The 12,488-nt window shown below is 72.2% G+C and carries 14 protein-coding genes; 9 read left to right on the forward strand and 5 right to left on the reverse strand.

From position 1 onward, the window contains the following. The first annotated feature begins 1 nt into the window (after position 1). The 3 genes from J4N02_RS07005 to J4N02_RS07015 all read left to right on the forward strand — a co-directional run bounded on the left by J4N02_RS07005 (position 2) and on the right by J4N02_RS07015 (position 1,473). A complete protein-coding gene (locus J4N02_RS07005; protein WP_182814881.1) occupies positions 2-355 on the forward strand; it encodes a metallopeptidase family protein in 354 nt (117 codons plus the stop codon). A gap of 419 nt (positions 356-774) precedes the next feature. Beyond that, positions 775-1,179 carry a polysaccharide deacetylase family protein gene (locus J4N02_RS07010; protein ID WP_208091166.1) on the forward strand — a complete coding sequence of 135 codons (405 nt, stop codon included), beginning with the start codon at positions 775-777 and terminating at the stop codon, positions 1,177-1,179. A 33-nt stretch (positions 1,180-1,212) separates the two neighbouring features. Then, positions 1,213-1,473 (forward strand): hypothetical protein, encoded by a 261-nt coding sequence (locus J4N02_RS07015; protein WP_208091167.1) that lies wholly within the window; start codon positions 1,213-1,215, stop codon positions 1,471-1,473. A 4-nt stretch (positions 1,474-1,477) separates the two neighbouring features. On the opposite strand, the gene J4N02_RS07020 is transcribed toward J4N02_RS07015, so the two are convergent. From J4N02_RS07020 to J4N02_RS07030, 3 genes are all read right to left on the reverse strand, one after another. Then, a complete protein-coding gene (locus J4N02_RS07020) occupies positions 1,478-2,626 on the reverse strand; it encodes a cytochrome P450 (protein WP_188333425.1) in 1,149 nt (382 codons plus the stop codon). Positions 2,627-2,743: 117 nt separating this feature from the next. Further along, entirely contained in the window at positions 2,744-3,571 is an 828-nt protein-coding gene (locus J4N02_RS07025) for an HAD-IIB family hydrolase (protein WP_188333424.1), read from the reverse strand. Then, a complete protein-coding gene (locus J4N02_RS07030) occupies positions 3,568-4,407 on the reverse strand; it encodes a hypothetical protein (RefSeq protein WP_188333423.1) in 840 nt (279 codons plus the stop codon). Before J4N02_RS07030 ends, J4N02_RS07025 begins: the two co-directional genes overlap by 4 nt. A gap of 97 nt (positions 4,408-4,504) precedes the next feature. On the opposite strand from J4N02_RS07030, the gene J4N02_RS07035 reads away from it, so the two are divergent. Genes J4N02_RS07035 through J4N02_RS07060 form a run of 6 tightly spaced genes read left to right on the forward strand, consistent with a single transcriptional unit; the run spans position 4,505 to position 9,676 of the window. After that, on the forward strand, positions 4,505-5,560 hold the full coding sequence (locus J4N02_RS07035) for a MoxR family ATPase (protein WP_188333422.1): 1,056 nt from the start codon (positions 4,505-4,507) through the stop codon (positions 5,558-5,560). Positions 5,561-5,571: 11 nt separating this feature from the next. Next, positions 5,572-6,618, forward strand: a complete 1,047-nt coding sequence (locus J4N02_RS07040; protein WP_182814874.1) for a DUF58 domain-containing protein — start codon at positions 5,572-5,574, stop codon at positions 6,616-6,618. Positions 6,619-6,629: 11 nt separating this feature from the next. Further along, on the forward strand, positions 6,630-7,574 hold the full coding sequence (locus tag J4N02_RS07045) for a VWA domain-containing protein (protein ID WP_182814898.1): 945 nt from the start codon (positions 6,630-6,632) through the stop codon (positions 7,572-7,574). 8 nt (positions 7,575-7,582) lie between these two features. Continuing rightward, complete coding sequence (locus J4N02_RS07050) at positions 7,583-8,551, forward strand: VWA domain-containing protein (RefSeq protein WP_188333447.1); 969 nt, start codon at positions 7,583-7,585, stop codon at positions 8,549-8,551. Between the two features lie 54 nt (positions 8,552-8,605). Further along, positions 8,606-9,292 (forward strand): YggS family pyridoxal phosphate-dependent enzyme, encoded by a 687-nt coding sequence (locus J4N02_RS07055; RefSeq protein WP_188333421.1) that lies wholly within the window; start codon positions 8,606-8,608, stop codon positions 9,290-9,292. Between the two features lie 27 nt (positions 9,293-9,319). Next, a complete protein-coding gene (locus J4N02_RS07060) occupies positions 9,320-9,676 on the forward strand; it encodes an SRPBCC domain-containing protein (protein ID WP_188333420.1) in 357 nt (118 codons plus the stop codon). Positions 9,677-9,684: 8 nt separating this feature from the next. On the opposite strand, the gene J4N02_RS07065 is transcribed toward J4N02_RS07060, so the two are convergent. Together J4N02_RS07065 and J4N02_RS07070 are read right to left on the reverse strand one after the other, a co-directional pair. Continuing rightward, a complete protein-coding gene (locus tag J4N02_RS07065) occupies positions 9,685-11,109 on the reverse strand; it encodes an HNH endonuclease signature motif containing protein (RefSeq protein ID WP_188333419.1) in 1,425 nt (474 codons plus the stop codon). A gap of 87 nt (positions 11,110-11,196) precedes the next feature. Continuing rightward, positions 11,197-12,462: a DUF2254 domain-containing protein gene (locus J4N02_RS07070; RefSeq protein WP_188333418.1), complete on the reverse strand. Its 1,266-nt coding sequence runs from the start codon at positions 12,460-12,462 to the stop codon at positions 11,197-11,199. Positions 12,463-12,488 lie beyond the last annotated feature (26 nt).

Consider the following 12,488-nt stretch of genomic DNA (forward strand, 5'->3'; position numbering starts at 1 on the left):
CATGGCGATCGAGATGGGGGCCGACGAGTTCGAGGGCTACGTCAACGAGGCGCTCGACTCGATCCCCGACGAGCTGATCGACCTGCTCGACAACTGCATCATCGTCATCGCCGACGACGCCCCGCCCGAGGACCCGGAGCTGCTGGGGCTGTACGAGGGCATCCCGCTCACCGAGCGCGGGGTCAGCTACGGGGGCGTACTGCCCGACACGATCTCGATCTTCCGCAATCCGACCCTCGCGATCTGCGACACGGTCGAGGACGTCATCGACGAGGTGCACATCACCGTCGTGCACGAGATCGCGCACTTCTTCGGCATCGACGACGACCGACTGCACGAACTCGGTTACGCCTGACCCGCAACCTTCCGCGGTGGTGCTGCGTCCGACAAGGTGGGGCACCCCCCCTCCGGAGGACAGGAGGCACCCCATGAAGCTCGTCCGCACGTTGCTCACCGCCCTGGCCGGCGCGGCCGTCCTGGCCGCCGGCCCCGTTCTCGGCGCCCCTGCCGCAGCCGCGCCCGCGCCCGCCGCCGCAGCCGCGCCCGCGGCGTCCGGGTTCGTCGACGTGCCGCCCGGCACGGCCTTCGCGGACGCGATCGCGTGGGTCGACCAGCGCGGCATCGCGACCGGCTGGCCTCGGGAGGAGGGCACCCGTGAGTACCGGCCGCTGTCCCCGGTGAACCGGGACGCCATGGCCGCGTTCCTCCACCGGATGGGACGAGCCGTTCGGCTGCCCGACCTACCGGCCACTGGCCCCGACCGCCCGCGACGCGATGGCGGCGTTCCTGTACCGGTTCGTCATGGGCGGGCCGACCCCCGGGGCGAACACCTGTGGCGACCAGCGCCACGGCCGCGACTGGGAAACCCTGCCCACGACCAAGCGGGTCGTCGCGCTGACCTTCGACGGCGGCGCCTCGAACGCCGCGGTGGATCGGATCCTGTCGACGCTGCGGGCCAAGGACGTCCCGGCCACCTTCTTCGTCACCGGTGACTTCGCCCGCCGCTACCCGAACTCGGTGCGGGCCATGGCGGCGGCCGGGCACCCGGTCGGCAACCACTCGGTGACCCACCCGGAGTTCACCAAGCTCACCGCGGACCAGATCCGTGCCGAGCTCAACGGCGCCGACGCGGCCATCGCGCCGCTCACCGGGCGGTCGACGCAGCCCCTGTTCCGCTAGCCGTTCGGCTACCGGAACACCACGACGACGACGGTGGTCAACGCCGCCGGCTACGTGCCGTTCCGCTGGACCGTCGACAGCCTCGGGTGGCAGGGCACCTCCGGCGGACGCTCGGCCGCCTACGTGTGCCAGCGCGTCCTGGGCACGGTGCAGCCGGGCCAGGTCGTGCTCCTGCACGTGGGGGCCCACCCGACCGACTGCTCGACGCTGGACGCCGACGCGCTGTCCTGCATCATCGACGGCACCCGCGCCCGGGGCTACGGATTCTTCTCCTTGGACGCCTTCGCCCGGTGACCCGTCAGGTCAGGACGACCGGCACCCGCGCGTACCCCCCGACCGGGGCGACCTCGCGCTCGGCCGGCTCGTCCGGCGCCCACGCGATCCAGTCGGTGGCGGCCAGCGCCTCCTGAACGGCGACGCGCAGTTCGAGCGTCGCCAGCGGACGCCCCGGGCACACGTGCGGACCGATGCCGTAGACGAGGTTGTGCTCGGCGTTCGCCGCGGGGTCGAACGCGTCGGGATCGGAGAACACCGCGGCGTCGCGGTTGGCCGAGGTCCAGTGCAACTTCAGGTGGGCGCCCTCGGGGATGTCGACGCCGGCCACGTGCACCGGACAGGTCGTCTTCCGCCGGTTGCTGAGGAACGGGTCGTCGATGCGCAGCACCTCGTCGATCGCGGCGTCCAGCTCGGCGTTGCCCACCCCCGCCCGCAGCCGACGCTGCACGTCGGGGTTGTCGGCCAGGAACGCGAACAGGACGCCGACGCACAACGCGATCGAGCCCAGGTCGCCGCCGGTCCAGTTGCGCAGGATCGACACGATCTCCTCGTCGGTGAACGGCCGGCCCTCGACGGTGTCGCGCATGAGCTGGGTGGTGAGGTCATCGGGGGCGGCGTCCAGGTCGGTGCGCCGGGGGTCGGTGATCGAACGGATGATCGCGTCGAAGTCGGACGCCACCACTGCGGTCCGCGACCGGTCGCCCGAGCGGGTGGCGGCGTGGTTGTCGGCCATCCACGCGAGCAGGTGCGGCTCGTGGTCGGCGGGCCAGCCCAGCCACGCGCTCTGCGCGCGGACCGCGAACATCGCGCCGACGTCGTGCACGGCCTCCACCGTCCCGCCGCGCGGGAGCGAGGCGAACAGGTCACGCGCGATCCCGCGGAACACCGGCTCGAACGGGGCCAGCGCCTCGTCGGTGAAGTACCGGTCGAGGGTCGCGCGGGCCGCGCGGTGGGCGTCCCCGTCGAGGCCGTTGGGCACCTGCAGGTGCTGGGAGACCGCGTTGCTGAACCGCTCGGCGTCCGAGGCGGCCTCGACGACGTCGGCGTGGCGCAGCAGCACCCACTCGCCGCGCGCGTTGCGCACGACGCGGTGGTCGGGTCGCAGTTCGTCGGTGTACGCGCGCAGGTCGCGGCCGGACGGGTCCAGTTCGTCGGGGATGTGGTCGCTCACAGCGGTCCTTCTGCTCGGTGCGGGTCAGTCCCGATCGTAGGCCATGGACGGGCGCAGACAGGCTGTCGGCGGTGGGAGGGCGGGCTCTCGGCGCTGGGAAGGCGGGCTGTCGGCGGTTCAGACCAACAGGCGGCGGACCTGGGCGCCCACGCCCGACTCGGCGTTGCTGCCGATGACGGGGAACCGCTCCCTCAGGGCGGGGTGCCCGTTCGCCATGACGAACGGCATCCCGGCGTACTCGAGCATCGCCAGGTCGTTGGGCATGTCGCCGAACGCCGCCACCTCGGCCGGGGTGATGCCGCGCTCGTGGGCCAGGCGGGCGATCGTCACCGCCTTGGAGACCCCCGGTGCGCTCACCTCGAGCAGGGCCTTGCGGCCGCGGGCCACCGAGTGCGTCACCTCGGCGCGCCCCGCCAGCACCGCGGACGCCCGCGCCACCAGCTCGTCGGGGTCGGCGTCCTCGTGGGCGGCCAGGAACTTGACCACCTCGCGGGAGCCCGCCAGTACCTCCGCCCACACGCCCTGGACCGTGACCGCGGCCTCGTCCTCGGGCGAGCGCGAGGAGTCGGGCACGTGGCCGGTCCAGCTGGGTTCGCTGCGGAAGGTCCGCCCCTCCTCGAGCGCGAACAGCAGCCCGGGCACCGCGGCGCGCAGGTCCTGGGCGAGGTCGGCGATCAACTCGGGGGCGAGCGGGTGGCTCGTGACGACCCGGTCGGCGTGAAGGTCGTACACGGCGGCGCCGTTGCTGGCCACCACCAGGGGGTCGGCGTCAGCGATGGGGTCGAGGCAGCCCAGCCAGCGCAGAGGGCGACCGGTGGCCACCACGATGACGACCCCGGACGCCGCGGCCTCCAGCACGGCGTCGGCGTCGGCGTCGCTGATGCGCCCGGACGGGTCGAGGAGCGTGCCGTCGAGGTCGGTGGCGATGAGGCGGACCGCGGTCACAGGCGCGGGTCCGGTGTGGGGGAGGAGGCCGACGCGCTCGGGCCCGGGCTCTCCGCGGGGGACGCCGGCGACGGGGAGGCCGAGTCGGGGGAGGGAGACGCCGAATCCGGCGAGGGCGACCCTGACTGCGGGGACGGTGAGGCAGAGTCGGGGGAGGCCGACCCCCCGCCCGAGCCGGAGGCCGACGTCGGAACCGGCGGCGGGGGCGACTGCGGCGGGGTGGCCTGGAAGATCAGGATCGCGATCAGCACCGCGAGCGCCATCAGCAGCATCATGATCAGCCACGACACCAGGATCGAGAGCCAGCCCGCCCGGTCGTGGCGGCCGGGCCAGGGCAGCGGCCACTGGCGTGCGAGGCCGGGGCGGACCTTGTCGACCCACGGCAGTTCGTAGTCCGGGCCCGAGGGCGTCCCCTTCGGCGGGAGCCAGCTCAGGTCGACCTCGGCGAGCACGCGCTCGGCCTCGGCGGTGGCGGCGGTGGTCCCGTCCCAGGCCAGCGCGACCCAGGACGCCTCCGGCGTCGCGTCGGGCGGCTGGGGCGTGTCGGCGGGGGCGACGTACTTGTGCCCGAGGCGTCCGCCCTGCTGGCCGCGGCCGCCGCGGGCGAGGACGGTGTCGATGTGCATGCGGTCGACGGTTCCGGCGAACCGGTCGACGGCCGCAGCGTCGGCGGTGGCGCCCTCGCTGAGCATGACCACCATCACGTGCTCGCCGGACTCGGCGTGGGCGGTGTACGCGACGCCCGACGGGGTTGCGGCCAGGCGTGCGTCGAGCCACCAGTCGCCCACCTTCGGCGGGTCGACCGCGAGGAGCGGGTACAGCAGCGGCTCGGTCATCGCCGCCCATTGTGCCTGATGGCTCCGACCCTCCAGCAGGAGGCCCGGAACGACCGGGTAAGGTTGCCGCGTCCGAGACTGTGAGGAGACAACGCGCGTGACAACCCCCGTCCAGGCCCTCTCGACGCGCGAGGCGGCAGACCTCCTCGGTGAGGCGATCGCCGAGGTCCAGTCCGTCATCGTCGGCCAGGAGCACATGGTCGAGCAGCTGATGGTCGGCCTCCTCGCCAAGGGCCACGTCCTCCTCGAGGGCGTGCCCGGCACCGCCAAGACGCTGGCCGTGCGGACGTTCGCCCAAGTGGTCGGCGGCGACTTCGCGCGCATCCAGTTCACGCCCGACCTCGTGCCCTCCGACATCGTGGGCACGCGCATCTACTCCGCGCAGCAGGAGCGCTTCGACATCTCGCTGGGCCCCGTGTTCGTTAACTTCGTGCTCGCCGACGAGATCAACCGCGCGCCCGCCAAGGTGCAGTCGGCGATGCTCGAGCTGATGGCCGAGAAGCAGGTCTCGATCGGCGGCAAGACCCACCCCGTGCCGCACCCGTTCATCGTCATCGCGACCCAGAACCCGATCGAGTCCGAGGGCGTGTACCCGCTGCCCGAGGCGCAGCGCGACCGCTTCCTGCTCAAGGTCGACGTGCCGTACCCGCGCGGCAACGAGGAGTTCGAGATCCTGCGCCGCATGTCGGTCAAGCCGCCGACGGCCCGCACGATCCTCGACCCGGCCCGGGTGAGCGCCCTGCAGGACCAGGCCAGCAACGTCTTCGTGCACAACCTCGTCGCCGAGTACATCGTGCGCCTCGTGCTCGCCACCCGTACGCCCGCCGAGTTCGGCATGCCCGACCTCGCGCCGGTGATCCAGATCGGCGCGTCGTCCCGTGCGACGCTCGGCCTGGTCGCCGCCGCCCGCGCGCTGGCGCTGATCCACGGCCGCGACTACGTGCTGCCCACCGACGTGCAGGCCGTGGCCCGCGACGTCATGGCGCACCGCCTCGTGCTCGGCTTCGACGCGATCGCCGACAACATCTCCCCGGTCCAGGTGGTCGAGCGCATCGTCGCGATGGTGCCCGCCCCGACCCCGGTCTGGAACGAGCAGCAGCGCGAGCAGGCCCGTGACGAGCACCGGTACGAGCCCCGCCACGAGGCGCGCTGAGGACCGCTGACATGGCACGCGCCCAGGCACCCACCCCACCCCAGGGCGACCTGGGGGCGGTGGCGTCCGTCCTGCGCGAGCCCACCGCCGCGACCCTGCCGCTCGGCAAGCTCGCCCCCGAGCAGGCGCTGAAGCGCCTCGAGCTGACGATCGTGCGCCGCATGGAGGGCTTCCTCCACGGCGACCACCGCGGCCTGCTGCCCGGCCCCGGCTCCGAGACCAACGACGCCCGCGTCTACGTGCCCGGCGACGACGTGCGGAAGATGGACTGGGCGGTCACCGCCCGCACCCGGACCCCCCACGTGCGCGACACCATCGCCGACCGCGAGCTCGACGTCTGGGCGCTGCTGGACGTCACCCCGTCCATGAACTGGGGCACCGAGGGCGTCACCAAGCGCGACCTCGGCATCGCGGCGATCGCGACCATCGGGTTCCTCGGCCAGCAGATGGGCGACCGGTTCGGCGGGCTGATCATGCGGCCCGACACGATGGTGCGCATCCCGGCCCGCTCGGGGCGGATGGCGCTGTACTCGCTGCTCAGCCGCATGCTGACCGAGCCGATCGTGCCCGACCGTACCGAGGGCCCGTACACGCTCGAGCGCGGCATCGACCAGCTCGCGCGCACCCAGCGCCGCCGCGGCCTGCGGGTCGTGGTCTCCGACTTCCTCTCCCCGGGCGACACCGAGCTCAACCCCGACGTCGAGCCCGAGTGGGAGCGCGCCCTGCGCCGCCTGGCCGTCCGCAACCAGGTGATCGCCGTCGAGGTCGTCGACCGGCGTGAGGTCGAGTTCCCCGACGTCGGTGACATCCTGATCCGAGACCCCGAGTCCGACTTCGCCCGCTACGTCAACACCTCGGACGCCGGCGCCCGCGCCCGCTTCGACGCGGCCTCCTCGGCCCAGCGCGAGCGCATCCGGATCGCCCTGCGCCGCGCCGGCGTCGGGCACATCCAGCTGCGCACCGACCGCGACTGGGTGCAGGACATCGCCCGCTTCGTGCTGGCCTACCGCCGCGTCGCCGCCCAGCTGCACCAGCCGCCTCAGGGGGTGACGACGTGAACCTGTCGGAGATGTTCCTCCAGCCCGAGCGCCTCTGGGTGCTGCTCGTCGTGCCGTTGCTCATCGCCGCCTACATCTGGGCGACCCTGCGCAAGAACCGCCACGGCATGCGGTTCACCAACACCGCCGTCCTGGGTCGCGTCGTGCGCAAGCAGTCGCAGTGGCGCCGCCACCTCGCGGTCGCGCTGTCGCTGGCCTCGCTCGTCACCTTGGTGCTGGCCTGGTCGCGGCCCAACGGCATCGACCGGGTGCCGCGCGAGCGCGCCACGGTCGTGCTGGTGATCGACGTCTCGCAGTCGATGGCCGCCACCGACGTGAAGCCCTCCCGTCTGGAGGCCGCCCAGCAGCTGTCGAAGGAGTTCATCCGCCAGTTGCCCGAGCAGTACAACGTGGCCGTGGTCAGCCTCTCGGGCAACCCGGCCACCCGCCTCGGACCGACGACCGACCGCGTGTACGCCAACCGCGCCATCGACGCCCTCGCGCTGCAGGACTCCACCGCGATCGGCGACGCCCTCTACACCGCCCTGAGCGCCATCCAGATGGCCCCGCGCGGCGACGACGGCTCGACCGCTCCTGGCGCGATCGTGATGCTCTCCGACGGCATGAACACCGCCGGCCGGTCACCGCTGCAGGGCGCCGCCGAGGCACGCGAGGCCGAGGTGCCGGTCTACACGATCGCCTACGGCACCGAGAACGGGTCGGTCGACCTCGACGGCAAGCGCGAGCGCGTCCCGCCCGACCGCGACCTCATGCAGTCGATCGCCCAGAGCTCGGGCGGCGCCACCTTCGCCGCCGAGTCGGCCGACGACCTCAGCCGGGTGTACGAGAACATCCGCTCCGAGGTCGGCTACGAGGAGGTCAAGAAGGAGACCACCGCCACGTGGGCCGGCTACGGTCTCGCCTTCGCGGTGCTCGCCGCGCTGGCCGCGGTCTCGCTGGGGGCGAGGTGGCCATGACGGACGCCGTGGGCCTGGTCCCCCTGATCTCGTTCTTCCACCCCCAGCGGCTGTGGCTGCTGGCGGCGGTGCCCCTGCTCCTGCTCCTGTACTTCGGCCTGCTGCAGCGGTCGCGCACGCGGGCGCGCACCCGGGGAATAGACAACCTCGCCAAGGTGATGCCGAAGCAGGCCGCGTGGAAACGGCACGTGGCCGTGGTCGCCGCCGTCGTGAGCCTCGCGTCGCTGACCGTGGCGTTCGCCCAGCCCAAGGACGCCGTCGACGTCCCCCGCGAGCGGGCCACCGTGGTGGTGGCGATCGACGTCTCCCGGTCCATGGAGGCGACCGACGTCGACCCCAACCGGCTCGACGCGGCGAAGGAGGCGGCGTCCGGCTTCGTCGACATGCTGCCCCGCGGGTTCAACGTGTCGCTGGTCGCGTTCGCGGGCTCGTCGTCCATCATCGCCCCGCCCACGCAGGACCGCGGGCTGGTCAAGCGCGCCATCGAGAACCTGCAGCTGGCCCCCTCGACCGCGATCGGCGAGGGCATCTACTCGTCGCTGGACGCCATGCAGCTCGTTCCCCCCGACCCCGACAAGCCCGACGAGCCGACCCCCGGCGCGATCGTGCTGCTGTCGGACGGCTACACCAACATCGGCCGCTCCTCGACCGTCGCCGCGCGTGACTCGAAGGAGGCCGGCTTCCCGATCTACACCATCGCCTATGGGACGCCCAACGGCTTCGTCGTCAGCAACGGGCGTCGCGAACCCGTGCCGGTGAACCCCGCGGAGCTGAACGTCGTGGCCCGCGAGTCGGGCGGCGAGGCGTTCGAGGCCGGCTCGCGCGACGAGCTCGAGCGGGTCTACTCCAGCATCGCCCGCTCGGTCGGCTTCGAGAAGGTCGACCAGGAGGTCACCGAGTTCTACACCGGCATCGCGTTGGGCTTCGCCGTGTTGGCCTCCCTCGCCGTGCTGTCGCTGGCGGCGCGCTGGCCCTGAGGGTTCCACGCCTGCCGAGATGCGCCGTCGGGCCGCGCGTGGTAAGGCTTGGGCATGACCGACGTCGCCGCGAACCTGGCCGCAGCTCGAGCCCGCATCGACGCGGCCTGCGCGCGGGCGGGCCGCGATCCCGGCTCGGTCGAGCTGCTCCCCGTGAGCAAGACCCACCCCATCGAGTTGATCCGGGTCGCCCACGCCGCCGGTTACGCACGCTTCGGCGAGAGCCGACCCCAGGAACTGGAGGCCAAGGCCGCTGCCGAACCCGACCTGGGCTGGGTCTTCATCGGCCACCTGCAGACGAACAAGGCCAAGGTCGTGGCCGAGCTGGCGGCCGAGTTCCAGGCGCTCGACTCGCTGCGGCTTGCCGAGGCGCTCGACCGACGCGTGCAGTCGCTGGACCGGCGGCTGCCGGTGCTGGTGCAGGTGAACTCCTCGGGCGAGGACACCAAGGGTGGCTTCACCCCCGAAGAGCTGCCCGACGCCGTGCGCGCGCTGCTGACCCTGGACGGACTCGACGTGCGCGGCTTGATGACGCTCGCGGCCAACAGCCCCGAGGAGTCGGTCGTGCGGGCCTGCTTCACCACCATGACCGACCTGCAGGAGCGCCTCCGCGATGAGCATGGCGGCGGCTTCGACGTGCTGAGCATGGGCATGTCCAACGACTTCGAGCTCGCCGTCGAGTGCGGCTCCACCTGCGTGCGGCTGGGCACGTCCATCTTCGGCGCGCGTACCCAGCCCTGAGTTGTGGCGGGTCCGGGGATGGAGCCCATGGAGGTGATCGGCGAGCGAGCGCGGCAGCTGCCCGCCCCGCAGCACGTCGTCTGGGACGACTTGGTGCACCCCCGGACCGGCGGGCCCCGGTCGTGGCTACTCCTCCTCGACGACGAGGTGGAGCCGCGCATCCTGGCCGCCGACCGGCCCGATCGCGTGGTGTGGTCGTCGCTGTGGCCGAACCGGCCGGACGACGAGGTGCACCTGAGCCTGGCGCCGGCCGGCGGCGGCACGCTGCTGCGCTTCCGGTTGCAGACTCCCGACGGGCTGCCCGACGCGAGCAGGACCGGGCACCTGCGCCGACGCCTCAACCAGCTGCTGTTCGGCGACCTGCGGGCGGCCTACGGCCAGTGATCCGCAGCTCAGCAGCGGTAGCGGTGGTGTTGGCGGGTGGTGCCTTGGCCGGTTCGGTTCTGGGGTGTGTGGAACTGGGGTTTGCCTCGGTGGTCGAGGGTGATCTGCCAGTTCTTCTCGGGTGGTTTGTGGGGGTCGGGTTCGACCAGGTGGTGGTGGTGCGGGCACAACAGCACCCCGTCGGCCAGGTCGGTCCTGCCGCCTTGGTGCCAGGGCTCCTTGGCGTGGTGGGCTTCGCAGTCTGAGGGTGGGCGGTCGCAGCCGGGGAAGGCACAACCGCCGTCGCGGAGGGCGAGGGCGAGGCGTTGGGCGGGGGTGAAGAACCGTTGGGTTCGGCCCAGGTCGAGGGGGACCGAGTCGCTGTTGAGGATGGCGGGGATGATCCCGTGGGTGCACGCGAGTCGACGCGCCTGCCCGGCGCTGATGGGTTCGCCGCCCTCGAGGAGCGTGCCGGCGCCCAGACCGCTGAGGAGGGCGTCGAGGTCCATGGTGACGATGACGCGGGTGTGGTCGCCGCCTTGGGCGGGCCCGCCGTCGCAGGACGCGTGGTGGGACAGCACGAGCGCGAGGGCGTCGGCGAGGGCCTGTCCGGGTGCGGTGTCGATGCCCATGGCGGCGTCGGCGAGTCGACTGCGGGTGGCGATCGCACTGAGGTGTTGCTTGAACAGTTCGCCGTCGAGGGCGGGGAGCTTGCCCCAGAAGCGGAGGCTGCCGTCGTCGGGGTCGGTGCGCCACGCGAGGTGGCGGGTACGGGCCTGTTCGCGTTCGGCGCGGTCGAGGAGTTTGCCGTTGTGTTCCTCGGCGACCTCGGGGGCGACCACGTCGATGGCGTGGTTGACCAACCGGCGTAGGGCGGTGGGGTTGAACTCGCCTGCGTAGTCGACCATCTGCGCCTCGACCGCATCCCGCGTCACCGGGTCGAGGTCGTCGGGCAACCGGTCGAGGCCGACCACGATGGTGGCGGCTTGTTCTACGCTCATCCGCCCCTCACCCAACGCCGTGGCCACGTGCTCGTGGCGGGTGAGCGACTCCGCCAGTCTTACGTCGGCGCGTGCGGTGCGCGTCGAGTGGCTGGTGCCGGCAGCGAGCCACGAGTTGGTGGGCATGTGGTGCTCCCGCTCCACGACACCCCGGCGGTCGGCCTCGGCCAACACCGCCAGCCACCGCGCGTGCGCGACCGTGGCCGCCTTCTGCGCGGCCGCGAGCTCGACCAACAGGCCGGCATCATCCAACTGCCACATCGGGGGAGTGGCCTCGGTCATCGACCCGCGCATCGCTGCGACCTCGGCTTCGGCCACGTGCAGCTTCTCGGCAAGGCGGAAGGCCTCGGAGGTCATGTGGTCGAGTTCAGCGACCAGATCGTCGGCGGTCGGCCAGGGCGCGAGGTCGGCCCACAGGTCCTCCAGGACCCGTTCGACCTCGTGCACCGTCATGCACCCATTTTAGGCGTGACGTACGAATCGTTGAATAGCACGAAAGGATGATTCAAGATGAGGTGGACCGTGCGCGACCCGACCGAATCACCCCACCTGCGCGTCGTCCAGCGTGGCGCGCAGCGCCGCGATGGTGGGCCGGTAGCGCTCGAGGGACACGGAGCTGAGGTCGTCCAGCATGGCGGCCAGCTGGGCGGTCACGGGCGGCGACTCACGGCCGTAGAACGCGATCTCCTCGACGGCGATCCGCAGGAGATCGCGCGCATCGGTCGACTCGACCACCAGCCGGACCGCGCCGTCGGCGTCCGTGAGGTAGGGGCTGGGGGAGACTCGCTGCACGGCCGCGCGCAACAGCCGGTGCAGCTCGTTGACGACCTGGGTGGCGGTGGTCGGGTCGTTGACGCCCGACGAGAGCGCGCGGTCGCCGATGTCGACGAGCTGGCGGAAGCCGAAGCTGACGTCCTGGCGCATGGTCCGGTCGGTGGTCAGGCGGACGAGGCCGTTGGCGGCGGCGGTGGCGTCGTCGTCCCAGTCGTCGCCCCAGAAGGTCGCGAGCTCCTGCCCGGTCGTGACGAAATCGCCCAGCCGCGGCGCGAGCACGAGCACCCCGTCCCGGGAGGCGGCGAGTTCCACCAGCCGGGGCAGGTCGATCTCGTCCACGTGCCCGTGGCGGCGGTCGACGGGCACCAGGCTTCGAGGCGCATCAGCAACCGGGGACCACGTGGCGCTGAACCCCTGCTCGTCCTCGGCGACCGGCAGCACGCGGTCGACCAGCCGGGCGGTGCGGTCGCCGATGCGCGAGATGACGGTGCTGACCTGGATGCTGTCGGTGATCGAGCGGATGAACGCCAGGAACAGGCCCACGCACGCGAGCACGAGCACGAACGCGAACGACACCGAGACCCGCGGGACGAAGCCGTTGCCCTCCTCGTCCTCGCTCAGCACCGACCGCAGCACCGTGAGCGAGAACACGAACGTGGCGATGAACATGCCGAAGGTGACCTGCACGATGCGGTTCGACAGGAACGAGCCCAGCACGCGCGGCGTGAACTGGCTCGAGGCCAGCTGCAGCACGACCATCGTGATCGAGAACACCACGCCGACCGTCGAGATCGTCACCGACGCGATGGTGGTCAGGGCGCCGCGGGCGGCGTCCGCCCCGCCGGGGAACACCCACCAGGCGATCTCGCGCAGGTCGCGGTCGGCCTCGGGCAGGACCACGCCGAGCACCACCGCGGCGACCGTCAGCAGCATGGGCAGCATCCAGAACGGCTGCCACAACCGGTCCCACCACGTGGCCCGGTCGATGGCGGAGACGCTGCCGCGCGAACGGGACGCTGAGGTGTCTGCCATGCCCCGATCCTGCCACGACAAACCCG

Source organism: Propioniciclava sp. MC1595 (genome assembly GCF_017569205.1).
Classification (GTDB): domain Bacteria; phylum Actinomycetota; class Actinomycetes; order Propionibacteriales; family Propionibacteriaceae; genus Propioniciclava.

What these genes read in the sequence shown, in the direction of transcription:
- J4N02_RS07005 (WP_182814881.1), top strand. Translation starts at nt 2, where the DNA reads ATGGCGATCGAGATGGGGGCCGACGAGTTCGAGGGCTACGTCAACGAG.
- J4N02_RS07010 (WP_208091166.1), top strand. Translation starts at nt 775, where the DNA reads ATGGCGGCGTTCCTGTACCGGTTCGTCATGGGCGGGCCGACCCCCGGG.
- J4N02_RS07030 (WP_188333423.1), bottom strand. Translation starts at nt 4,407, where the DNA reads ATGACCGAGCCGCTGCTGTACCCGCTCCTCGCGGTCGACCCGCCGAAG.
- J4N02_RS07040 (WP_182814874.1), top strand. Translation starts at nt 5,572, where the DNA reads ATGGCACGCGCCCAGGCACCCACCCCACCCCAGGGCGACCTGGGGGCG.
- J4N02_RS07045 (WP_182814898.1), top strand. Translation starts at nt 6,630, where the DNA reads ATGTTCCTCCAGCCCGAGCGCCTCTGGGTGCTGCTCGTCGTGCCGTTG.
- J4N02_RS07055 (WP_188333421.1), top strand. Translation starts at nt 8,606, where the DNA reads ATGACCGACGTCGCCGCGAACCTGGCCGCAGCTCGAGCCCGCATCGAC.
- J4N02_RS07060 (WP_188333420.1), top strand. Translation starts at nt 9,320, where the DNA reads ATGGAGGTGATCGGCGAGCGAGCGCGGCAGCTGCCCGCCCCGCAGCAC.
- J4N02_RS07065 (WP_188333419.1), bottom strand. Translation starts at nt 11,109, where the DNA reads ATGACGGTGCACGAGGTCGAACGGGTCCTGGAGGACCTGTGGGCCGAC.
- J4N02_RS07070 (WP_188333418.1), bottom strand. Translation starts at nt 12,462, where the DNA reads ATGGCAGACACCTCAGCGTCCCGTTCGCGCGGCAGCGTCTCCGCCATC.